The sequence below is a fragment of the Actinomyces sp. genome, assembly GCF_030530635.1.
In the GTDB taxonomy this organism is placed as follows: domain Bacteria; phylum Actinomycetota; class Actinomycetes; order Actinomycetales; family Actinomycetaceae; genus Actinomyces.
The window spans coordinates 1-24,850 of sequence record NZ_JAUMUL010000043.1; the positions used below are offsets into that span (position 1 = coordinate 1).

11 protein-coding genes are annotated in these 24,850 nt (G+C 68.1%); all 11 read left to right on the forward strand.

The window, feature by feature from the left end:
• Nucleotides 1-435 precede the first annotated feature (435 nt).
• The 11 genes from Q4A20_RS10165 (at nt 436) to Q4A20_RS10215 (ending at nt 24,829) form a co-directional block, all read left to right on the forward strand.
• Nucleotides 436-1,236, forward strand: coding sequence for a transposase family protein (locus Q4A20_RS10165; protein WP_303122635.1), 801 nt, complete (start codon nt 436-438; stop codon nt 1,234-1,236).
• Between the two features lie 356 nt (nt 1,237-1,592).
• On the forward strand, nt 1,593-2,645 hold the full coding sequence (locus Q4A20_RS10170) for a Fic family protein (protein ID WP_368502468.1): 1,053 nt from the start codon (nt 1,593-1,595) through the stop codon (nt 2,643-2,645).
• A 587-nt stretch (nt 2,646-3,232) separates the two neighbouring features.
• Nucleotides 3,233-4,399, forward strand: a complete 1,167-nt coding sequence (locus tag Q4A20_RS10175) for a cellulose synthase operon protein YhjQ/BcsQ (RefSeq protein WP_303122637.1) — start codon at nt 3,233-3,235, stop codon at nt 4,397-4,399.
• A 95-nt stretch (nt 4,400-4,494) separates the two neighbouring features.
• Nucleotides 4,495-5,751, forward strand: a complete 1,257-nt coding sequence (locus Q4A20_RS10180; RefSeq protein WP_368502469.1) for a TadA family conjugal transfer-associated ATPase — start codon at nt 4,495-4,497, stop codon at nt 5,749-5,751.
• Nucleotides 5,748-6,983 carry a hypothetical protein gene (locus Q4A20_RS10185; RefSeq protein WP_303122639.1) on the forward strand — a complete coding sequence of 412 codons (1,236 nt, stop codon included), beginning with the start codon at nt 5,748-5,750 and terminating at the stop codon, nt 6,981-6,983. The genes Q4A20_RS10180 and Q4A20_RS10185 overlap by 4 nt, the downstream gene beginning before the upstream one ends.
• A gap of 34 nt (nt 6,984-7,017) precedes the next feature.
• Nucleotides 7,018-8,742 (forward strand): methyltransferase, encoded by a 1,725-nt coding sequence (locus Q4A20_RS10190; protein ID WP_303122640.1) that lies wholly within the window; start codon nt 7,018-7,020, stop codon nt 8,740-8,742.
• 516 nt (nt 8,743-9,258) lie between these two features.
• Entirely contained in the window at nt 9,259-10,371 is a 1,113-nt protein-coding gene (locus Q4A20_RS10195; RefSeq protein ID WP_303122649.1) for a M48 family metallopeptidase, read from the forward strand.
• Nucleotides 10,372-10,554: 183 nt separating this feature from the next.
• Nucleotides 10,555-10,752, forward strand: a complete 198-nt coding sequence (locus tag Q4A20_RS10200; protein ID WP_303122641.1) for a hypothetical protein — start codon at nt 10,555-10,557, stop codon at nt 10,750-10,752.
• 406 nt (nt 10,753-11,158) lie between these two features.
• Nucleotides 11,159-11,713, forward strand: coding sequence for a hypothetical protein (locus Q4A20_RS10205; RefSeq protein ID WP_303122642.1), 555 nt, complete (start codon nt 11,159-11,161; stop codon nt 11,711-11,713).
• Between the two features lie 328 nt (nt 11,714-12,041).
• On the forward strand, nt 12,042-16,145 hold the full coding sequence (locus tag Q4A20_RS10210) for a DUF5979 domain-containing protein (protein WP_303122643.1): 4,104 nt from the start codon (nt 12,042-12,044) through the stop codon (nt 16,143-16,145).
• Nucleotides 16,146-16,963: 818 nt separating this feature from the next.
• The gene (locus Q4A20_RS10215) at nt 16,964-24,829 is read left to right on the forward strand and encodes a DUF5979 domain-containing protein (RefSeq protein ID WP_303122644.1); all 7,866 of its coding nucleotides are present in this window, start codon (nt 16,964-16,966) and stop codon (nt 24,827-24,829) included.
• Nucleotides 24,830-24,850: the final 21 nt, after the last annotated feature.

Consider the following 24,850-nt stretch of genomic DNA (forward strand, 5'->3'; position numbering starts at 1 on the left):
CCTACCTGTAAGCAACAACCCGCTTACACAGAAAACTTGACAGGCTCCACCACCAGCATGAAGAAGGCCGCACCACAGGCGGCACACGCCCCCGCACACACCAACCCCCCTTCTTGACCGCAGCGATCACCCACAAGACCTCCCCGACTCCACCCACAGGCCACCACCACCTGAACGGAGGAGTACCACCCACCACAACAACCAACCCCAACGCACCACAAGCACCGACCTCCGCACACCACAAGCACCTACCTCGAGGTGTCATTACTGCCGGAGAGTCATTCACGGGGGGTGGGGGTTTGCGACGCGGGTGTGATAGGTGAGTGGTCGGGCGGTCCGTTCCTGCGAAGATTCATTTGACAGTGAATAGCCTTGAAGAACGGACCGTCAGCCGTGAATGCTGGCACGTAGCTCGACCGCCGCCAGCTTGAGGACTTGTGCGCCGTCTTGCACAGCCAGGGGGATCTGCCGGTGGCCGGCAGCCGGGTCCTGGGCCTGTACCAGCGCGTGAAGCTGACCGTGATGGCGCTGCGCCACAACATCAGCCAGGAGCTGCTGGCCGAGATCTTCGACATCTCCCAGCCCACCGCCTCCCGCATCATCGGCGCCTACACCACCCTGATCGCCCACGCCCTCGGTCGGGCGGTGGCGACGGTGGAGGACCTGGATCCCACCCAAACCCTGATCATTGACGGAACCGTGCTGGAGTGCTGGGACTGGAAGGGTGTCCCGGGCCTGTTCTCGGGCAAGTGCCGCACCACCGGGCTGAACGTGCAGGTGGCCTGCACTCCCTCCGGGGCGATCGCCTGGGTTTCGGACCCGCTACTCGGAGCCACGCATGACGCCGCCGCGCTGCGGGCCAGCGGCCTGCTGGACGTCCCACCCGACCACCTGCCCGACGGCGCTACCGCTGCCCTCCATATAGGCGACAAGGGATATATCGGGCTGGGCATGACCACCCCCATCAAGAAGTTACCCGGACAGCCCCTGCACGAGACCGACAAGGCCTACAACACCGCGGTCAACCCCATCCATCCGCTACATGGTCGAACGGGCCATCGCCAACCTCAAAACCTGGCGCGTCCTACACACCGGCTACCGCCGACCCATACAAACCTTCCCAACAACCATCACCACCGTACTCGCCCTCACCTTCACATACACCCCATGAATAACCCTCCGGTAGTTGTGGTGTGCTGTGATCGGAGCTTGGTGTTTGAGGCTGTGTTGAGCTGACGGGTGGCAGCTGTCCGGGTGGTGGTTGTCGAGCCTGTCAACGGTTCGTGCGGGGCCGCCTGTCCCTGCTTGGACCGCGTAACTGGACTTGGACCGTCTCAAATGCACTCTTAGGCGGTCGAACTGGAGGGCGGGGTACAAGTGGAGGGGGTCCCACAAGTGCACCCTGTGCGCCTGTGGGACCCGTTCAAACACGAAGAGCCGGCAATTCGCGTCCAAGCCGGAAGTAGCCAGCCATTTACGCGCGCAACGCCGCATTGGCGGGCAGCCACCGGCGAGTCACGGAGCATGGCAGCCATTTACGCGCGCAACGCCGCATTACGGACCTGTACGCATACAGTGGCCTCGTGATCAGCATGGGGGTGTCCATCGGCCCGCGCTCCGGGGAACGGCCCGCGCGCGGTAGTACTCCCGCGGAGGTTACTCGGCGGCGAAGCGCGACGGCGCCCGCCGACACCGCCGCGGCTTCGGCCCGCCCCGGCCCTGATGTGCGCCCGGCCCGCCCCGGCCCTGATGTGCGCCCGGCCCGCCCCAGCCCTGCAATCCAGGCGCTGGAGGCACTCGCGGCCAACGACCGGGTCAAGCGGGCCGAGGAGGCCCTGCGCGAGGCTTCCGCTCAGCTGCGGTGGCACGAGGCTCTGCGGCGTCGCTGGCGGGAGGCCCGCGCCGAGGCCGCCGTACGCGGCGCCATCGCCTCCGCGGCCGCGGAGGGCGTGGTCCTGCCTGCCGCGGTATTGCGCGACGCCGTCGCCGACCGTGCCCTGAACGAGGCCACCACCGGCGATCCCTCACTCGACGCCGCCGCCGGACTGTGGCGGGCGGGAGTGCACCTGGCCGAATGGATGCCCGATCTGCGCGGCACCACCCGCCCTACCCCGCCCAGCCCCCGCACTTTGTTGGCCTCGCTCCATCGCGACGTCGCCGGGCCGCTCGCCGCCGCCGGACGCATCCCCCTGGACGCCGTTGCCATCCCTCGGGGGGTCGGGGTCACTCCGCTTGAGGGCGGACCCGGCGCCGCGCCCGACGCGGACGCTCTGCAGCCTCGGCTCGGCGCCCTGCTCGACCTCATAGACGTCTCGGGTGTCCCCGCGCTCGCGCGTGCTGCCATTGTCCACGCGGAAATGATTACCGCCCGCCCCTTCATTGCCGGCAATGCCGCCGTTGGCCGACTGCTTGTGCGTCACCTGATCGTCCGCGACGGCCTGGAGCCCACCGGCGTGGCGGTCATCGACCGCTACGCCGGGCAAGCGCCCGGCGCCTACGCGAATGCGGCCGCCGCCTACGCCTCCGGACGCCCCGACGGTGTCATCGACTGGATCGCCTGGCAGGCCGAGGCGATCCTCGTCGGTATCCAGGAGGCACAGGCCATCTGTCGCTCCATCCAGGCCGGAACGACCGCCATGCACTGAGAAAGTTCCCCCGCCGCGCCGCTATCCGATGCTTCTGGTTTGGGGGTGTGGGTGTCTAGTGGTGTGGGCTCCTGTGGTGGGTTTGCACACTTGGGGAGTGGGGTCCGGGGGTGGATTCTGCGTGATTGTGCGGATCTGGTCTGTGGCCTGGGTGTCATGACAGTGTTCCAGTGTGCAATGAGGGGCTCGTTGCACACTGGAGCGCTGTCACCAGATTCGGGCCGGAAAGCAGTTTCGGCGTGGTTGCAGGGGAAACCGGGGTTTGGGTGGGTTGGCGCCGATGGCTGTGGTGTGCAAGTCCGCGGCTCCTGGGCGGCCGTGCCAGTTAACGCGTGACGTGCCGGACCGCATACGGCGCGGCCGAACTCGGCGGCCGGCCACAACCGCCTCGGCCGTGGGGCGTTGGAGGCGGCCAATCACCCACCCCCCAAAACCCGAAAGAGCCCGTTATCCACAGGCGCAGTTGGAAACCGTCGTCGCAGATCACATTCACAGAGCGTCGGCACGAGGAGCGCCCTTTGACGCAACCTGATTGCGGTCGGCAGCAGGCCCGTCGGCCGCCCCACAGGATCACGTCAGGAGGAGCCATGGACAGTGCCGCCCCGCTCGCCCCAAATGTGCGGGTTCTCGTCAGCGCCCCCACAATCGCCGCACCCAGCGGCCCGGATACGGCCGTCTCCGACCCCGCCCCGATGGCGCTTCCGCCAGGCCTGCCCGCGGACATCGTGCGCACCTGTACCGGCGCCGCACCGGTCCTGAGCGATCCCGCCGACCTGGACAGGACAGCCCGCGCGCTGCTCGATGAGCCCGATGTGGTGGCGGTGCTGCTGCTGGCACCGCAGGGGGGCCGACTGCCGCAAACGGAGCCGGGAGTGCTCCTCGGCAGCCTAGAACGTTGCTGCGCCCCCGACGGCACCGACCATCTACTCACCCTCCTGCTGACCGCGCAACACCCGCCCCGGGCTCGCCTGATCGTGGTCACCGGTGCTCGCGGTGGGCTAGGCGCCAGCACCTTCCTTCTCCACCTGGCCCGCGCCTGTCACGCCCGGGGAAAGCGGGTAGCCATAGTCGACGCCGATCCCGCCGGCAGCCTCGGTCTGCTCATGGGCGACGCCGTGTTGCCCGGCCTGCGTTGGGAGGACCTGCCCGCCGACGAGCCCGCCTTCCGGCCGGAGAAGCTCGTTGCCGCCCTGCCGGCATGGCTGGGCATGCCGGTACTGACCGGTGACGGCCGCGGCGGGGCCCGTGAACCGAAGCAACTGCGTCCCGCCCTGGATGCTCTGCGTGCCGAGCACGACTTGGTCATGATCGACCTGCCCCGCAGCATCGCCCCGCCGGCGGATGCCACGGTCCTGCTCGTATCCGGGCTCGACCTGCGCTCGGCCGTCGCCGCAGAGGCACTCGCTACTCGGCTCCGGGCGTACGCGGCTCCGGTCGGGACGGCGTCTGGTGAGCCCGGCGCCGCCGCCACGCAGGACCAGGTCCCGCCGGATCTCCGTACAAAACCGGGTGTGCCGGCCCGGGTGTACACGGTGGCCCGCAAGGTCGGTGAGGATGTCACCCCCGACGAGCTGGCCCTCATGACCCGTACCGAGATCATTGCGGTCCTCCCGCACGAGCGCGCCGTCGCGCAGCGGATCGCTCGCGGCGACGACCCCACCCGGGGTCGCGGCGCCCTCCGCACTCAGGCCCGCAGCGTCGCCGAAAGGCTACTGGCCGACGGCGGCAGCCACCCCGAGGCCGCGCCATGGTAGCGGCGGCCTCACCCCGCGCCGGTGCCGCGGACACACCCTCCGGGGAGAGCCGGGTAACCGGGACCTCATCGACGCGACGTGAGGAGCTGACCCGGGTGCGCAGCGCCCTGGCCCGCGGTGCCAGCTTCGACGCCGCCCTCGGTTCCGGGGCCGCACCCACCACCGGTGCAGGCGGCCTTGCCCGGCTCACCCGGCACGTACAGGCCGACGTCGCCGGCGCCGGCCCCGTCTTACAACCGCTGTTGGAACTAGACGCCGTCACCGATGTGCTCGTCGGCGCCGGCCGCACCTGGATCGACCGCGGGAGGGGCCTGGAACCGGTCGCCGACGCCTCCCTGCCGGAGGAGGAGACACGGACGCTGGCGGTGCGCATGGCCGCCGCCTGCGGGCGTCGCCTGGACGACGCCAGCCCCATCGTGGACGTCACGCTGGCCGACGGCACCCGCCTGAACGCCGTCCTGCCGCCCCTGAGTGCAGACGGCACCCTGATCTGCCTGCGCACCAAGCGGCGTCGCGCCTTCACCGTCGCCGAACTGGTCACCGCCGGCACCATCGCCCCAGGAGTGGACGCCGTCCTGACCGCACTGGTTGACCGACGCGCCAACTGCCTGGTCACCGGCGCCACCGGCACCGGCAAGACGACTCTGCTGGCGGCCCTTCTCGGGCTGGTCCCAGCCGATGAGCGGATCGTATGCATTGAGGAGGCCAGTGAGCTGCGCCCCGAACACCCGCATGTGATCCACCTCCAGGAGCGCGGAGAGAACGTGCAGGGCGTCGGCGCCGTTCCCATGACCACACTGGTACGCACCGCGCTGCGCATGCGTCCGGACCGGATCGTACTCGGCGAGTGCCGCGGCCCCGAGGTCCGCGACGTACTGACTGCCCTCAACACCGGCCACGATGGCGGCTGGGCCACGCTCCACGCCAACTCGCCCGCCGACGTTCCCGCCCGTCTGACAGCCCTGGGGGCGCTGGCCGGCATGTCCGAGAGCACCGTCGCCGCTCAGGCCGTAAGTGCCCTCGACGCCGTCGTCCACCTGCGCCGCCAGGCCCACCCTGGTGCCGCCACGGGGCGGAGGGTGGCCGCAATCGGCGTGCTGGAACGGGACGGGGAGCGGATGCGCTGCCGTGACGCTCTGATGATCGACGCTGAAGGCGCGGTTACGGCCGGCCCCGGCGTTGACCGCTTGGCGCAGCGCATCGGCGACGTGCCGGTGGGTACCGCCCTGGGAGCCGACACGGCCGGGCGCGGACCAACATCAGCGCGAGGGGCTACCGGTGCCAAGACCGACGCGGCAGCGGCCGGATCGCGGGCACCCCTCCGGACGGCCGGACGGCGGAGCCGACCATGACCGGCGCCCAGGTACTGACCGGACTGCTGGTGGCGCTCGCCGCCGCCGTGATCCTGCTGCCCGCGCGCCGGGAGCCGCCGGCCGCCCTCGGCGCCCACCACGCCGGGGCTCTGGCCCGCCCCGACACTCCGCGCGCCGCGAACCTCGACCTCGGCCTGCTGCTGACCGAGGTGGCCACCCTCCTACGCGCCGGCGCCACCCCGCCAAAGGCCTGGAGCCGCGCCCTTCAACGTGCCGGCATAACCGAGGACACTCAGCCGGGCGACGACGGTGTGCCTCCCGCCCTGCTCGCCCTCGCCCGGGAACCCCCGGGCGGTTGGATACCCCGCAGGCAGGCGGGACGCTGGTACTGGGAACCGCCGCTGCCGGGTCGTCGCGCCCGCCATGCGCGCCGACGCCTCACGGCTGCGGCCGTGCCCGGGGCCGTGGCCGCCTGCCGCCTGACCACGGCGCTGGGCGCTCCGCTTGCGGGCGTGCTGGAGGCGGTCGCCGGGGGAGTGGCGGACTCCGGGCACGCCGACGCGTCCCGGCGCACCGCCCTGTCTGGGCCGCGCTCAACGGCGCGACTGCTCGCGCTGCTGCCGCCCGTCGGGCTGCTGCTCGGCTCGGCCATCGGCGCCCATCCCGGGCAGATGCTGCTGGACGGAGGCTGGGGCAGTGCCCTGGGGCTGGTCGGCGTCGCCCTGATGGCAGCCGGGCACTGGCTGACGGCGAGGCTGGTCGCGGCGGCCACCGCCCCGGAGGAGGTCGATGAGGCCCTCGTACTTGACCTGGCTGGGGCCGCGCTCGCGGCCGGAGCCTCCGTGCCCGGGACGCTCCAGGCGCTCGGTCAGGCGCTGGAGGACGAGGAACTCGGCATCGTCGGGAGGGCCCTACTGCTCGGCGCAGACTGGGAGGAGGCCTGGCGAGCCGGGTGTGAAGCGGAGGACGACGACGATGAGCGCATTGGGTCCGGGTCCGGGCGGCCTGCGGGCAGGGATGGCGAACGGCGACACGCCCGACTCGAGGCCTGCCTGCGCCCGGGCTGGGAGGACGGCGCCTCGCCCGCGCCCCTGCTCACCGGTACTGCCGCCTCCCTGCGAGCCGGCCGGCAGGCGGCCGATGAGGAGGCAGCCGAACGCCTGGCCGTTCGACTGGTGCTGCCGCTGGGGACCTGCTTCCTGCCGGCCTTCATCATCCTGGGTATCGTGCCGGTGGTGATGAGCGTAGGCATGGACATGCTCGGCTGGTGAGCGCGGCTGGGCGTGGGCGGGTACGGTCGCGACCATGACCGACGTCGCCCGCTCACCCGCGAACGCGCCCACCCCGCCGCCTGTGTCCTCTCCCACCCCACCGCCCGTTGCGACGGCGGTTCAGGCCGACGCCCTGCGCGCGGACCTGGAGGACAGCGGCTGGGGCGTGGACGCCGTCGCTACCCTGCTAGGTCCGGTCGCCGACGCAGCCCTGCGGCGGGAACAGCGCTATCCCGCCCTGCGCCGCGTAAGAAAGATCTTGCGTGCCGCCCGCATCGCAGCGGACACTCACGCTGCGGCGGATCCGGTTGCGGTACTGACCGCCCTGTTCATGCTCGGTGAACCGGTGTATGCGGCGGAACTGGACGCCGCCCTGCCGCGCACCGGTACCGCCGGGGCCAGGGCCATGGGCCTGGTCGCCGTCGAAGACGCCGCCGCGAGCGGGGGCGAGGCGGTCTCGGGCAGTGACCGCGCAGAAGCCGGGGGCGCCCGCGCGGCCACGGGAGAGCGGGTGCGGGCCGTCGTCGACCTGCGGCCCCACGAGGTGAGCGACGACGCCGGCGAGGTGCGCTGGTGGGTCGCCTCCGACCTGGGCGAGCTGGTCTCCCAGGGGCAACTCGCCCCCGACCACGTCCTAGGCATCGGAGGTGCAGGTCTGACTCTGGCCTCCCTCACTCCGCGTACGCCTGTGAATTCCGCCCTCGACCTGGGCTGCGGCTGCGGTATTCAGACCCTGTACCTGCTGCGGCACGCCGGCCATGTCGTCGCCACCGACATCTCTGCGCGGGCATTGGCCTTCACCGCCTTCAATGCTGCCGTGGCGGGAGCCGACCCCGAGCGCCTGGAATTGCGGCGCGGCTCCTTCCTACAGCCGGTAAGTGGGCGCCGTTTCGACCTGATAGCCACCAATCCGCCCTTCGTCATCACCCCGCCCGCGGTGCGTGCAGCCGGCCTGCCACTCATGGAATACCGCGACGCGGGCGGCCCCGTCCTGCCTGTTCTCCTGCCGGCGCTCCCGGCCCACCTGAAGGCGGGAGGCATAGCCGTCATGCTCGGCAACTGGGAGCATCACACCGGGCAGGACTGGCGCGAGCGTGTCAGCGGATGGCTGCCCGACGACCTCGACGCCTGGGTTATTCAGCGGGAGGTCCAGGACCCGGTCGAATATGCCACCATGTGGCTGCGCGACGGCGGGGCCACCCCTGAGCGGGACCGCCTCGGCTTCGAAGCCGCCCTGGGCGCCTGGATCGACGACTTCGCGGATCGGAGCGTGCAGGCCGTCGGTTTCGGGTACGTGGTGCTGCACCGTCCCACGGGCAGTGACCGCGCCGACCGGGCACCCTGGCGGGTACTGGAGGAGATCGGCACCCGGCCGGCCGGGCCACTCGGGCCGTATGTGGCCACCTCGGTGCGCTCGCGCAGCCGCCTGGCGGCCATGAGCGACGCCGAGGTGAGGGAGCTGCACCCCGTCGTCGCCCCCGACGTCACCGAGGAGCGCCACCTGCGCCCCGGAGACACTGATCCCAGTGTGATCCTGCTGCGGCAGGGCGGCGGCTTCGCCCGCACGGTGCGGGCCGATACGGCGCTGGCCGCGCTGGTAGAGGTGGCCGACGGCGAGCTCAGCGTGGGCCAGATCGCCACTGCCGTGGCCGCGCTTACCGGCGCCGACACCGCTGAACTCACCGCCCACATGACCGCAGCCGCGCGTGACCTGCTGGCCGACGGCCTGCTGCGGTGGGGGTCGGGCGATCCCAGATGAGGCGCCTAACCGCTTTCGCGGGCACCTGCTCGATACCCGCGCTCTCGCTCTCATGTGGGCAATCAACGAGCCCGACTGACTGGTGCCCGGAGCCGCGCAGGCGTTGCGACTATTGGACAATCACCTATGGTGCCTGCGGCGAGCGCCTGGGAGCTGTTCACCGAATATCGCGTCGGCAAGCTTCCTGCTGCGAGGCCTTGGCTGGAGGCTCTCGACGGGGGTGCTCGCCGCCCAGGCGATCAGCGAACCGTTGGCGCTTGTCACCGCTGATTCTGCATTCTCGGGACTTCCCGGGCCGAGGACCATTTGGTGAAGACTGCTGGTCGACTTGCCGCGGCGGAGCAGCCGAGTTTCATCTGACTTCATCCGGCAGGAGGAGCACCTCCAGGACCACTTCGTCCCCCAGGTCGTGATGGTCTTCCCAGGTGTGCCACTACGGTGCCGTTCGTGAGTGTGCATACATCCAGCTCTGCCTTCCCCGAGAAGGAGGGAGGTGACCCGGAGCGTCGTCCCCGACTGCTCGAGGGGGCGACTGTTCACGGTCCGCGAGGTATCCGGCAGCTGCGGCACAGGGCGGAGCTGCCGCTGTTGCGGTGCGCGATTGCGGTGAGTGCCGCCGTGGCTGTCCTGAGTATCGTCTTCGCAGGCTGGCTGGTGGCGGTCCCGGAGGTTACGGGGTTCGCCGATACCTTCAGGAACTTCGTCATTGACGATGCTGCGGAGTACATCTTCTTCGGGCTGCTGGCCCCGGTCAGCATTTGGGTTGCGCGCGCCCTTATGTACGCGCGCATGCGGGCGACCGCCGTTCAGATGAGCCCCACGCAATTCCCGGAGGGATACCGGATGGTGGTCGAGGCGGCGGAGCATTTCGGTATGCGCCGAGTGCCAGACGCGTACGTGGTGCTCGGTGACGGCACGATCAATGCCTTCGCCGCGGGCCATGGGTACCGCCGATTCGTCGCGGTCCATTCAGATCTGTTTGAGATCGGTGGAGCTGCTCGCGACCGTGAGGCCCTGCGGTTCATAATAGCTCACGAGGTGGGCCACCTGGCGGCCGGCCATACCTCCTTCTGGAGGCTCGCGGTCATGTCGCTTCCCAGCCTCATTCCGGTGTTCGGGCCTGCGCTGACGAGGGCGCAGGAGTACACCGCCGACAACCACGGCTTTGAGGTCGCTCCCCAGGGAGCTCCCGGCACGATGGGAGTGCTGACCGGCGGAAAGTATCTGGGCGCTCAGGTCAACTTCCACGCACTGGCGGACCGCGCCGCCAGGGAGGGAGGCCTGTGGCTGCATGTAGTGGCCTGGATGGCTTCGCATCCGATCATTACCTGGAGGGCGCACGCTCTGCGTGATCGCAGCCGCCCGGGACGCATCATGATCAAGCCCCCGGCGTCGACGGCGTGGTTCCCCCCATCTGCTCCCAACGGCTCCGATCGCAGCCGCGTGTGGCCGTCGCCCGCGCAGGTCCTCGCCCACATGGACGGTGTTACCGTCCGAGTCGTGGGCGCGGAGGAACAGTTCGGCCGCTACCCGGGTGTCGAGTACCCGGTTTCGCGAGAGATTCTGCGCCTGGCCGATCCGACGCCGGTACCTCGCTCAGAAGCCAACGCTGACGGGCCCAAGATTTGAGCCAGGCTGACGGGAGCCGTGGGTATACGGGCGGGCAACCGGTTCTTTCGGTTTGTGGGTGCTGGTGTGTCTGCCTTTGCGTGGGTGTGGTGGAGTCTGGGCCTGGATTGCGTTAAGGCTGAACTGATCCCGGCGTAGGGGGTCGCTTCCGGGGGTATGGCGTTCTGGGGAGGACGGGAGGGTGTGGGACCGCTGCATGTCACCTTCCCGCGCTACAAGAACGCTACGCGGCTGCGGGTGCAGAAGACCACGGCCCTGGTGGTCACCGAGGGCACCGATGAGGAGGTCCCCAGCTGGTTCGGTTCGCGGACCTACACCTTCGTCGAGCCTGCGGGCCATGATGAGGACGGTTTCCCCTACTTCCTGTTCTCCGTGGAGTAGTGGGCGGCCCAGGGTGTCGAGGTGGCACTCATGCCCGCAGAGCGGGCGGTCACCATCAACTTCAACGTCAACCGCGGAAGTCTGCGCGAACCGGTCGTACTGCGTGAGGCGGACTCGAAGCGGGGCGATTTCTGGCTGCTGTCTCAACCTCTACGCATCAGCGACAAGACCCCTCCGGTGAAACGAATACCGTGCCCTTCGAGGCCGCCGCCGAGGAACCGGCTACTGTGGAGAAGGTGGTCGGCGTCTCGTTCTTCCGGGCCGATCCGGCTAGCTACCCTTATGACGACGCTCCCGGCGCCTCCGCCGTAGTCGGCATGGCCGGGAGATGTCCGATTGCAGATGCGGTGGTATGCCCGAGCGCGGCTTGCACCCGGGAGGTTGATGCCTCCACCGGGAGGATCGTGTGGGTGGCGCAGATACCCGCGTCCTGGTCGCGCCTGCAATACACATGGACGTCATCGGCACCGAGGCCTCCCACCCGTATCTCGCACGTCGGGCCTATCAGGGGCAACTGCTGGTTCCCGAGCCGGCCGTCATTCCCGTGCCGGCGATGCCGCAGGTGGACGATCCCTGCGGTCCGGGCAATGCCTCCTGGGCGATTTCGGAGGAAGACGATGAACTGTCCTGGAGTCTCGATTCCGCAGCGGGAGAGATCATGGTTGCGGTGCGCACAGATGCGGTGTTCGAGGGCGGGGGGACGACGCACTCGTTCGGCATCGCCGTCGACTCCGAGCGGGCGTGTCCGGAGCCGACGCTCACGGCAGCGACGACGCTCACGGCTCCGCATACGACGCCTTCACGGGCTGCCGTCCCAGCGGCATCTGCCAGCAGTCCCGACGTTCCGACTCGTGGGCTCGTACGCACCGGAATTGATGGGCTGCTCGTATCGGTGGTGGTCGTGGCGGTGCTGGGGTGCGGTGGCGCGCTGTTGTATCTGGCGCGCAGGCGTGAGAGGTGAGCTGGACGTCGACCACCTGAGGAGGTGCTTGTGTCCGGGGCGTCCAGCAGAGCGCGTGAACGCCCCGGACGTCACCTGGTAGTGGGGGCCTCCGCATGTGTGACGCTTGGATGCCCTTGGCGTAGAGACTCAAGTGCATGGAAAATGAGAGGAGTTGTGTATTGACTCGATGCGAATCGTATATTGTTGATTCTATGGCAATGTCCTTGTGACAGTGATGCAGGAAACCCGCCAATCGTGTGCAGTAGTATTCGGAGGAATCAATAGCCGGGGTTCCTGCGCTGGGCGTGGTGAGGCCCTGCTTCTTCGTTGAACGGAGTCCTCCCCCATGCCTCAGCCCCATGCGCTCCGCGGAACGCGGTCAGGGCGGCGTCGCCTCGCAGTAGTGGTCGCGGTCGGCGGCCTGGCGCTTGCGACGCTGCTCACCGCTCCTCCGCCGCTGGTGGCGCCCGAGGCGGAGGCGGCGGGCGCCTCGCTGACCATCGGCCTGGGCGAGACTACCGCGCAGATCTCCAATGTGAAGGTGTATGACACTGACAACACGGTGTCCTACCAGGGGCAGACCATATCGCAGGAGGAGTACGCGCGGCGCATCGCCTGCCTGCACTACGGGCCCCAGGACAACAACTACAACACCGGCGTGGTTGCCGGTTCCTCCGGACAATGGGCTGGCTTCTCCTACGGGTTCGACGAGGGCTACTGTCCGAATGCTTTCAACAACACCATTCAGTCAGCCATGAGCTTCATGCCCACGTCGGTCACGGCGGCGGACGTCGGTGACGTGTTTCTTGTGGGAACGCTGCGCCACGACAATGTCAACATCGACCCTGTGGACACAACCACCAAGTCCTATTACGGCAGTCTGCAGATCACCACTGCGGGTGAGGAGATTCAGACCAACTTCCCCTTCCGCGAGTGGGATACGCCGAACTACTGTGCGACCATGTTGGGCCCAGATGGCAACGCCATTGTCGGTGCAGACGGGCCGTCCGAGTATGCTTGGAACAGCAGTGGTACCGCCGTCGGGCGTATAGGAACCTCCGCCGGCGACGGCAGCACGTACAACTACGCGTGGTACTACGGCAGGTTGCAGCGGTTCGATTCAACCCTGAGAGGGGCCTCGGGGCCGAATGGAATTACCTGTGCGCATGACGTCCTGGAGATCGCCTCCGACCGCTCCGACACCTCCTGGACCGACCCCAGCACCGGCATCTCCTACAAGCTGCGCCTGTGGGGTTTCGTCAACAATGGGGAAAACGGGACCTGCGCGGTCACTCCCGAGATGGCCTCCGCCGATCTGGAGAGCACCTTCATCACTCCTGAGGGCAGGACCAGCTACGGCTGCCTCTACGGCTCGCTGGAGCAGGTCAGGCCGGTGACCTTCACCAAGGTGGTCGAGACCGATGATTCCCTCCAGGCCACCACACCGATCCCCGCCTTCAGCTACTCCAACGTCTCCGCCGAGGGCAGCTACGGGGCCGAGAAGTGGGGCACCCCCGCTTCGCTGACCCCCACCGGCTGGGGCAGTGCCGGCGCCGTCTCCGACCCCACCACCTACGAACTGCTGGCCCCCAATGACGCTGCGGTCGTACAGGAGAACGCGCTGACTCCGGCGCTGACGGACACGACTTCGGGTTGGACCCTGGGGGCCGTCACCTGTACTTACAAGAGCGGCGGCCAGGAGCATCCGCTCATGCGTCGCGACGGCCAGCGGATGGATACCTCCGACTCCGTCGACCTGGACAACCGCACCATCCGCCTGGACCAGGCCGAGCTGGCCACCTCCTATGAGGAGGCCGCGATCAACTGCACCTGGCACAACCAGTACGTGGCTCATTCCAAGCTGACCCTGGTCAACGAGGTGGCCGAGGGCGACGCCCAGGTCGCCGATTGGACCCTGACCGCCACGCCGGTCTCAGGGCTGTCCGGCCAGAACACCCTCAACGGCGTCACCGGGGACCCGGCCGTTACCGCAGTAGTCACCGGATCGGGCGCCTACGAGCTGTCCACCTCCGAGGTGGACGGATACGCGGTCGACTCCTGGTCCTGCGTGCACACCGGCACGTCCACCGCGGTGACGATGAATAGCGGCACCCAGGTGGTGCTGCCCGCCGACGCCGACGTGACCTGCACCGCCACGCAGAAACTCGCCAATAAGACGATCTCCTTCGCCAAGGCGCTGGCCGGCGCCACCGACGGCACCGACCTCGACTCCTACCAACTGAGCTACACCTGCACCAAGGAGGGCAAGCCCGACGTCGCCGGCACGGCCACCGTCAACAGCGACGGGACCGTCGTCGCCGGGCAGTCCGTACCTGTGGGCGCCTCCTGCACCGTAACGGAGCAGGCCCCGCAGGCCGCGGACCTGAACTCGTCCGACTCCGGCTCCTTCAGTTGGGGCAGCCCCGCGGACTATGCGGTCACCGTGGGCGAGATCCCGGTGAGTACCACGCGCAGCGGCGACGGCGTCTCCTTCATCGTGCCCGGTGGCCAGGGCGACCTGGTGGTCACCGTGACCAACCAGATCTTCCCCCACGCCGGCGTCACCAAGACCTTCGACTCCGTGACCGAGGCCGACGCCCTGGGCGCCAATGCCACCTTCGACCAGACCTACACCGTCACGGTAACCAACCCCTCCCAGATCCTTCCGCTGCGCTACTCCCTGGAGGACGCGGTCACCGTGCCCGCGAACACGACGGCCAACTCGATCACCATCAGCGGCGGCCCGCTTGCGAGCCCGCAGCTACTCCCTGCGGGCCAGACCACCTACACGGCCGACGACGTAACCCTGGCCGCGGGGGCACGGCACGTGTACACGGTGACCGTTAACGTAACCGCGCCCGACGCCGGCCTGGCCGGCCCCGACGGCGCCTGCACCGAGCAGGATGCTACCGATGGCAAAGCGGTGCACAATGCCGCGCAAGTCACTTCTCGCGGCGTCGCCAAGGTCGCCGAGGCCTGCGGCACGGTGCCTGCGAACCCGCGCTTCTCGGTGAGTAAGCAGGCCGGTGAGGTGGTTCGCAACAGTGCCACTGGTGACTTCACCGTCGGTTACACCGTGACGGTCACCAACACCTCGCATGCGGCCTCCATGATCATCAGCGACATCACCGACACCCCGGACCTGCCCGCGGGTGCGCGCATCAGCGGCGTCGAGGTGCTGGAGAACGGTGCCGCGGCCGCGGGCGTCACGATCCCGACGATCGTCGACGGCGCCCTGAGCGGACCGGTGGTCCTGGCAGCCGCCGGAACCGGCCCCGAACTTGCCGCCGCCCCCGAGGAATCTGACACGGGCGGCACGCGCAGCTTCACCGTCCGCCTCACCTTCACGGTTGACCCCACGGCCTCCGGATACGACGCCGCCGACTACCAGTGCGGCGGCACCCGGGCCGACGGCCACCCCGCCGGACTGGTGAACACCGTGTCCATGGATGGCGACACCTCCGGTGCGGATGACAACACGGCCTGCGTTTCCACTCAGTCCGTGCTGAAGTTCGCCAAGACGGTGGCTCTCCAACCGGGCACCGGATCCTCCTTCGACGTCGCCTATGACATCAGCGTCGTCAACGAGGGCGCGCTTCCCGGCTCCACCGGCCGGGTCACCGACCTGCCTTCATTCGCCCCCGGCTTGAACATCACCGGTGCGACCGTGTCCCGCGATGGCGGGGCGGCACAGGCGATCACGGCCGACGGCGCTGGTGCTTACGTCCTCACCGACGGTGAGACCATCGCGTCCGGGCAGACGTTGATTTGGAGGCTCATCCTGTCCGTGGCGGTGGACCCCGCGGCAGCCGGATACGACGAGGCGCTGCTGGCCTGCTCGACGGGTGCCGATGGTCTGCTGGAAAGTGGACACGGCTTGTACAATGCAGCCGTCCCACCGAGCGATGTGGATCAGGCAACCGAACCCGACCACAATGTCGCGTGCGCCTCCGTCTCGCCCGATGCCGGAAAGCGCACGCTATCGGTGGTCAAGACCGGCAGCCAGGGCAACCTGGACGGCGCCGCCTTCAGCATCTACCCGGTCGACCCCTCAACCTCCGGGGCGACCGCAATTGCCGACGGCGTAGTCCCCTCGGGCGCGACCGGCGTATTCACCACCGCCCTGCTGCCGATCAACCACGAGTACTGGCTTGTTGAGACCCAGGCACCGGCCGGGCACCAACTGCTGGCCAACCCGGTCCACATCCGGCTCACCGACACCGGCATCACCGTACTGAACGATTCCGAACTGGGTGTATCCACGGCGGTCGTTTCACAGTCGGCGGGTACGGGTGTGGATGACGTGCTCACCATTCGGGACTTGGAGGCGGCACGGCTTCCGAACGCAGGTGGCAACGGGCTGGCGCCGAATATAGTCGCGGCGTTGGTTCTCCTCGGTGCCGCGGTGGGCATCTCATGGTGGAGGTATTACGGTACGCGACGCGCATAGAAATGTGCCCGACTGTGCCTCGGTCGGGTGGTCGCGAGCAAATAGCAAGCTGTGGTGGGCGGTCATGATGCAACATGACCGCCCGCGGCTTGTATAGGGGTGCGTCGATGACCGATTCATGACGCGATCGACGTCGAACCGACTGCAGATTGTGGCGAAAGCGTTGGATATATTTTGTGGTAATAATAACTGTGCAGAAGTGTTGCTCTATCGGTGGTCAAACGTGCGCCATACACAGTATCCTGTGAACAGCATGGAAGTGTTCCTGTGGACGTCAGGGTCCGTAGGTGGTATTGCCACAGAGTCGGTTCATTAGGGAGGGATCGTCAATGCGCAGAACAGTTTTGCGCCTTAGGCTGCTCTCGTCTTCGCGCGCAAAGGTGCTCGCTACGCTGACGGTTCTAGCGCTGTTCGCGAGTGCTTTCCTCGGCGAGGTTGCGTTGCCCGTTCTTCCAACGGCCGCGGCGGCGGAGGTTACTGTTCCCCTGGGAGGGTCCACTGCGCGTCAATACGGCGTTACGACGAGTGAGTATCCTACGGTGACGCAGGCCTATAGACAGGGGTGTGTGCGGTACAGCCCGGAGGTTTCCGGTAATCAGACCACCACCGGGACGGTTCAGGCCGGTGCGTTTGCTGCCGTCGGATACGGCTCGAATCTAGGGGCCTATCCGGAGGACTGTCCGGCGCACTACAATGATGCACGGCAAAGCACTGTGGGTCTCAAGCCTGAAGTCGCCGGAAATGTCGGTGTCGGCGAGCCCTTCCTGGTTGCCACTATGCGTCACGGAAACCGCCTGATTTATTCGTGGACGGGGAGGATGACGATTGACGGCACCATGGCACTCAAACTGGGGGAGGCGATTACGTCCGAGTTCCCCTGGCGGTTGACCGAGACCGAGAACATCTGCCGCTCCACCTTCAATCAAGATGGCAGCTACAATACGAGCGGCACCGGTCGGTATGCCTTCGATCAGAACGGAAGGACGGGCCCGCGGGCTACATTCAGATGGGATTCCTGGTACGGCTACGGTTGGAGCAGCGATTATCACTACGCCTACAACCGTGATGGTCGACTCGTCTCCTTCGATACGGATGACGGTGCGACTGGAGGCGCGGAAGGCGGCGCCATTTACGGTTCTGACGGTCGTTCCTGTGAGGACGACACTCTTGAAGTTGAGGCCGCGCACACTTCCACTGCCTGGACGGATCCTGCTACCGGCATCGACTACAAGCTGAAGCTATGGGGATTCGTCAACAACGGTGAGAACGGCGTCTGCTCCACCGACTTGGCGGATGAGGGGAAACTGGAGAACACCTTCATCACCAAGGAGAACACCGAGACCTACGGCTGCCTGTACGGCTCCTTGGAGCAGGTGCGCCACGTCACTTTCGCCAAATATGTGACTACCGATCCTTCTTTGGAGAGCTCCGTCACCCCGCCGACGTTCACTTACACCAATGTGTCCGAGCCGGGATCGAACGCGCTCGCGGACTGGAGCCCCTTGAACAACCTTCGGCCCAATGGCTGGGGAACTGCCGGTACCGCTACCGACCCCCAGGACTACGAGCTGCTCGCACCCGACGATCAGGCCGCAGTCAGGGAGAACATCTCCAATCCAGTCACCCAGACCTCCTCCGGGTGGCGCCTGGCCGACGTCGAGTGCCGCACGCCCGACGGCGTGCTCCAACACCGCAACGGCGGCGACTTCACCGATACCGCCCTTAACCTGAGCACCAACACTCTGGATTTGGACTCCACCCAGCTGTCACAGGACCAGAGGAACACGGACTTCACCTGCACCTGGCACAACGAATACGTCGGTCGCTCACAGATCACCCTCGTCAAGCAGTTGAGCGGCATGACCTTCCCGGCCGTCAGCACCGCCAACTGGACGCTCACGGCCACGCCGGAGCTGAGTTCGCCCGAGGATGATCCGTACCCCTACCGGACTGTTTCCGGACTGTCCGGGCAGCCGGCGGCCACCGGTCAGTGGACGCGCTCGGGCACCTACACCCTGTCCGAGGCCGCCACCGGTAATGTGCAGGGCTTCGAACAGCAGGGCGAGTGGGTCTGCCGGGACCAGAACAACCGCGAAGTGACGGTTACTGATTCTAAGGTCACCCTTGCCCCGGACCAGCGGGTCACCTGCACGGTCAGCAACGTCTTCAACGACGGCTCCATTGAGATCCGAAAGGCCGTGAACGACCCCGACAACGGCCTGACCAACCCCAATAAGGTCTACACCGGCACCTATGACTGCGGCAGCGCCAACGGGCAGAACTTCTCCGGCGCCTGGAGAACGACCGCGGGGCACTCGGCCGTGATCACGGGCCTGCCAGTGGGCGCCAGTTGTGCGATTACCGAGGATGCCCCCAGTGGCGACCTCAAGGACGACTCCTACGAGTGGACCACCCCCAGCATCGACAAGCCGACGGCGCAGGTCCTGACGGCGCCGTCCGTCAACCGGGTGACCGTCACCAACACCATCGTCCGCAACACCGGCACCATCAACGTGAACAAGGTCGTCCAAGCAGCCGATGAGACCGCCACAGGCGGTTGGACCGGTGGGAGCGACCGCGACTTCCAGGTCGCCTACACCTGCGACGGCGACGGCGGCAACGGCACGCTGAACGTCTCCACCGGCACCCCGGCCACGCTCACCGTTCCCGTGGGCACCACCTGCTCCTTCACCGAGGCCGTCCCGACCGTCGAATCCGGCGACTTCAAGGACTCCTCCTACGAGTGGACCGGCTCGGGCGACTTCGACACCTCCAGCGTCACCGTCAGTAAGGACGCCTCCGAGACCATCACCGTCACCAACACCTACCGGCGCATGCTGGTCGGCCTGAACCTCGCCAAGCGCGTGGACGGTGAGGGCTACACCGGCGGCGAGGCCACCTTCGCCATCGAGTACAACTGCGGGACTGACTACACCGGCACCGTCGATGTCGCGAACGCAGCCTCCGCCGCCGTGCAGGTGCCGCGCGGCGCCCTGTGCACCGTCTCCGAGCCCGACTCCTCCCTGAACGAGGACCTGCTCGCCGACGCCTACGACTGGGGCACCCCCGGCTATGAGGGCCTGGATGCCGCCGAGGGCACCATGGTGAACGCGGCCGACGGCGGTAAGACCGTCACCGTCGTCAACTCCACCGTGGCCGCCTGGGGCAAGGTCTCCGTAACCAAGAACGTCAGCCCCGAGGCCGGGCCCGTAACCGCCGGCACCACCTTCCCGGTGACCGTCACCTGCGACGCACCCGCCCAGGGCGAGACCGAGAACTACACCGGCACCTTCGACCTGGCGGCCACGGGCTCCACGGCCACCGCCACCACGCCCTACATCGCCGCCGGAGCCAACTGCACCGTCAGCGAGACCGCGCCCACCGGCTCCGCGGGGCTTACCGACGCCTCCTACAGCTGGCAGGCCGGCCCCGCCGACCAGGGCGTCACCGTCCAGGGCGACCGCACCGAGCAGGTCACCGTCACCAACATCTGGCAGCGTGAATACGGCGACTTCACCATCACCAAGCAGCTGAGCGACCTGGACGGTCAGGGCGCGGACAACACCTACACCGGCACCTGGACCTGCACCCGCCCCGGCGATGAGGACGCCACCGGCACCTGGTCGGTGACCGGCGCCGGCGCCGCCACGCTGACCGTCGCCTCCGGTCCCGCCACCGCCACCGGCACCGGCGCCGCCGTGCTGCTGGGCTCCACCTGCACGGTCACCGAGGACGACCCCGGCACCCCGAATGCCGATGATCCCTCTTACGTGTTCCCGATCGCGGGAGATACTTCCGGTCCGGTCGTAATTGACTCGGTCACACGCAGCGGCAATGTGAACGTAACCAACATGGTTGCCCGTAATACGGGTGCAATGACTATCTCCAAATGGGTCACCGGCGCCGAACCCGGAGTCGGTTTCGTCAATGGCGGCTTCACCTTGAATTACACCTGCACGCCCCTCAGTGGCGCGCCCATAACCGGGACGGTGATCTTGCGCGACGGTGAGAGAACGGAGATGATCACCGGTATTCCGCAGGGCTCTACCTGTACCGTGACTGAGGACACGGAGAGCCTGCCCGCGTCCATAGACCCGTACGAGTGGGATGTGGATGCCACCCACATGACTTCGAACCCCTCTAGCGGGCCCGCTGGCGCGGTTGAAGGAACGTCCATCTCCTTCACCATGCCGTACGGTGACTATCCGGGTGTGGCAGTCGGCGTTACCAACACCCTGGTTAAGCGCTACGGAGCCATGCAAGTGACCAAGAGCGTCTCCTCCGATAACAAGGCGCTGGGTTTCACCGGCTCCGGTCAGAAACTCTTCCCCATCACCGTCACCTGCGACGGCAATCCGGCTTACTCCGGCATGCTCGCCGACGGCGAGACCATCACCGTTGAGAACATTCCGCTGGGCCAGACCTGCACGGTCACGGAGGGCACCATCAGCGGCGGCCTGGCCGACGGCTCCTACGCCTGGGGCACTCCGACGATTAGCGAACCGGTGAGGATCACCACGGAGGACGGCTCCTCCGGCACCGTCACCGTCACCAACGCCATTGAGCGTGTGCGTGCCGAGGTGAACCTGAACAAGGTGCTCTCCGGCGAACTGGCCACCCGGTTCGGCGCCGACAACCCCTACTCCGGCGCCTTCACCTGCACCCACGACGGCGATGCCGACGTGACCGGCACCTGGAGCGTGGACGGCGCCGGCAACGCCGCCATCACCTACGACGGCGGCCAGGCCCCCTACGTCGACTCCTCCTGCACGCCCACCGAGGACCTGGACGCCTCCGGCGCCCCGGACACCGACCCCTCCTTCTCCTGGGGTGAGCCGGCCTACGAGGCCGCCACCGTGACGGCGGACGGCACCGCGACCATGACCGTCACCAACACGGTGAACCGGGACATGGGCTCCCTGACCGCATCCAAGGCGGTCATCGGGGAGACGAACGGCCTCAAGGATGGCCAGACCTTTACCCTGAACGCCACCTGCACCGCGCCGGGCGTGGACGGCGAGATTACCGCCACCGCCACAGTTGCGGACGGCCAGGCTGCGGTCACCTTCGATCGGGAGATCCCTGTCGGCTGGACCTGCGCCATCAGCGAGACCAGCCCCGCCCAGGACCAGCTCAAGGACTCCTCCTACGCCTGGGACATGACCAACGTCTCCCCGGACGAGGTCACCATCACCAAGGACCAGGTCGTGGAGGTGATCGCCACCAACACGATCCGCCGCGTCACCTCCGGGCTCAGCCTGACCAAGGCCTACGGCCCCGGACTGTCCGACGCTACGATCGTCGACGACTCCTTCTCCGGTGACATCGCCTGCCACTACGACGATGCCCAGGGCACCAGCCAGGATTGGAACCTGACCTGGACCGCCGACGGCGCCGGCGCGGCCACCATCGACGGCCTGCCCTCCGGCGGCCTGCCGCTGGGTACCGCGTGCACCGCCACCGAGCAGGCCCCCACCCAGGATCAGTTGAAGGACATCTCCTACCGCTGGAAGACCCCGACCGTCTCCGACCCGGTCACCATCGGCGCTGACGCCGCCGCCAACACGCTTACCGTCACCAATGATGCCGAGCGCGCCGCCCAGCCGCTCACCATCACCAAGGCCTACAGCGGCATTGACGGTGCCCTGACCGACGGTGCCGCCGTGCGCGGCGGCTGGTCCTGCACCCAGGCGGACGGCAGCCAGGTCGGCGGCCGCTGGGAGCTGCCCGCCGCCGGCGGCTCCACCACCGTCACCGAGGGCGCCGCCGGCGCCACCATCTACGCCGGCGCAGACTGCACCCTCACCGAGGACACGCCCATCGACACCTCCGGGCTGAGTGACGCCTCCTACGCGTGGAACAACCCCGTCTACGCCGTGGCCGCCGACGGGCAGACCTTCACCGACGGCAACACGCTGACGGGCATCGCCCAGGACTCCAGCCCGGTGCTGCGGGTGACCAACTCCGCCCAGCGCATCTACGGCGCCCTGGCAATCAACAAGCTCGTGAACGGGCTCGACGGCGTAACCGCGGCCGAATCCAACACCTACGCAGGCACCTGGTCCTGCACCGCGCAGGACGGCACCGTCAATGAGGGCACCTGGCGGGTCACCGGCTCCGGCGCCGCCACCCTGACTGGCGAATACTCCAAGGTGCTGGTCGGCTCCGCCTGCACGGTCACTGAGACCGGCCGCCCGACCACCCCGGTTGGCGGCGACTCGTCCTACCAGTGGACGGACCCGGAGCTCGACGGGGACTACGGCACCGTGACCCAGGCGCAGACCATCGCCCGGGACGCCACCTCCACCGCCGAGGTAACCAACGCCGCCGACGAGCGCACCCTGGCCACCGGCTTCACCGTCAACAAGGCCATCTCCGGGGCCACCGACGGCGCCACCGGCGAGAGCTACACGGTGGACTACACCTGCACCGCCGGACAGGACACCTTCACCGGCACGCTGACCCTGCCCGCCGACGGCACCGCCGTCGCCGTGGAGGGCGTGCCCGTGGGCGCCACCTGCACTCTGACAGAGACGGCGCCGGGCAGTGACTCGCTGGCCGCCCCCGAGGACGGCTCCTTCACCTGGACCGACCCCATGACCTACCAGGTCGAGGGCGCCGACGCCGACACCTCCACCCCCGGAGCGGTCACCTTCACCCTGCCCGCGCAGGCCGACGCCGCCGTGACCGCAACGGTCACCAACGACGTCGTCCCGCACGCCGGCGTGAACAAGACCTTCACTTCTGCCAGCAAGCACCTGGACGAGGGTGGCAACTGGACCGGCGAGACCTGGGACGTCACCTACGAGGTGACCGTCACCAACCCCTCGCAGGTGCAGGACGTCACCTACGAGCTGGTGGACACCCCGACCGTGCCCGAGGGCACCACGCTGAACGCCATCACCGTCACCGGCGGTGCCCTGGCAGACGCGCTCACGCAGGCGTCCGGGCCCGTGACCGTGGTCGACGGCGCAACCCTGCCGGCCGGCGCCACCCACACCTACACCGTGGTGCTGAACGTGACCGCCCCCGACACTGGCATCCCTGGCGTCGGAGACGGCGAGTGCTCGGCGCAGGCCGCCGCCGACGGCACCGCCATCCACAACAGCGCCTCGGTCACCTCCGCCGGTGTCACCGACACCGCCGAGGACTGCGGCGACGTCCCGATCAACCCGAAGTTCTCGGTGCGGAAGGACGCGGTCGACGCGGTCCGCAATGGGGACACCTACACCGCCACCTACACGGTCACCGTGGAGAACACCTCCCGTGCCGCCAGCCGCATCATCGCCGACATCACCGACACCCCGTCGCTGCCGCTGACGGCCAAGGTCACCGGCGTCGCCGTCCTGGAGAACGGTGAGGCCGCCACGGATGCCACCATCCCGACCATCACCGACGGCGTGCTGGACGGCCCCGTCACCCTGGCCCGGGCCGGCTCCGGCCCCGTGCTGGCCGGCGGCACCGCCGGGGAGGACGGCGCCGTCACCGGCGGCGGCACGCGCGTGATCACGGTGCAGATCGCCTTCACCATCGACTCCGCGGCCGCGGACTTCCAGGACACCGACTACCAGTGCGGACACGAGCGCGCCGATGGCGCCCCCTCCGGCCTGTTCAATGCCGCCGCCATGGCGGGCGACACCGACGGCGAGGGCAATAACACCGCCTGCCTGGACCTGACGCCCCGGCTGACCGTCTCCAAGTCCGTGGCCACCACCGGTGTGGGAACCACCTCCAGCTTCGAGGTCTCCTACAACGTCACGGTGACCAACGAGGGCGAACTGGCCCAGTTGACTGGGCTGCTGCGCGACCGGCCGGACTTCGCCCCCGGGTTGGACATCGACCAGGTCACGGTCACCGCCCCCGGCGGGCAGCCCGTGGCCGCAACGGCCGACGGCGAGGGCTACTACACCCTCACCGCGGGCGATGTGGTCGCCCCCGGGCAGACGCTCCAGTACATGATCACCTTCACGGTGACCGTGGACCCGGGCAACCCCGACTACTCGGAGGAGCTGCTGGAGTGCTCCGTGGAGGCCGACGGCACCCGCACCCCCGGCCACGGCCTGTTCAATGAGACCTACCCGCTTGATGGGCGCGACGCGACCGGACGCAGTGACAACACCGCCTGCGAGCCGGTCACCCCGGACGCCGGCAAGCGCATCATCACGCTGCGCAAGACCGGCACCCAGGTGCAGGCGGACGGCACCACCAACCTGCCCGGAGCCGAGTTCGCGATCTACGACGTCGATCCGGCCACGGAAGGCGCCACCCCGATTGAGAACGGCGTGAGCGTGGATCCGGTGGACGGCTCCCTATTCACCTCCGCGGGTCTGCCCATCAACCACGACTACTGGGTGGTTGAGACCAAGGCGCCCGCCGGGCACAGCCTGCTGCCGCGGCCCATCCAGTTCCACCTGGGCGTGGACGCCGGCGGCAACACCACCATCACGCTCGCGCAGACCAACCTGACCGGGGACGCCGTGAAGGTGATTCCCGCGGTGACCGACGCCGAAGGCGATGTCATTACCGCCATCGGCATCAACATCCACGACGTCGAGATCGGCAGATTGCCCCTGACGGGCGGCCGCGGCATCGGCGTGTACCTGGCCTGGGCCGGGCTGCTGCTCACGGCAGCACTCGCCCTGACCATCAACAAGACTTCCCGCCGCCGGGGCCGCAGGGCCTGAGCAGCGGGAGAAACCAGGGGC

Excerpts from the sequence above, each read along its gene's own strand:
- Q4A20_RS10170 (WP_368502468.1), top strand. The coding sequence starts at position 1,593 with ATGGGGGTGTCCATCGGCCCGCGCTCCGGGGAACGGCCCGCGCGCGGT.
- Q4A20_RS10175 (WP_303122637.1), top strand. The coding sequence starts at position 3,233 with ATGGACAGTGCCGCCCCGCTCGCCCCAAATGTGCGGGTTCTCGTCAGC.
- Q4A20_RS10185 (WP_303122639.1), top strand. The coding sequence starts at position 5,748 with ATGACCGGCGCCCAGGTACTGACCGGACTGCTGGTGGCGCTCGCCGCC.
- Q4A20_RS10190 (WP_303122640.1), top strand. The coding sequence starts at position 7,018 with ATGACCGACGTCGCCCGCTCACCCGCGAACGCGCCCACCCCGCCGCCT.
- Q4A20_RS10210 (WP_303122643.1), top strand. The coding sequence starts at position 12,042 with ATGCCTCAGCCCCATGCGCTCCGCGGAACGCGGTCAGGGCGGCGTCGC.
- Q4A20_RS10215 (WP_303122644.1), top strand. The coding sequence starts at position 16,964 with ATGACGATTGACGGCACCATGGCACTCAAACTGGGGGAGGCGATTACG.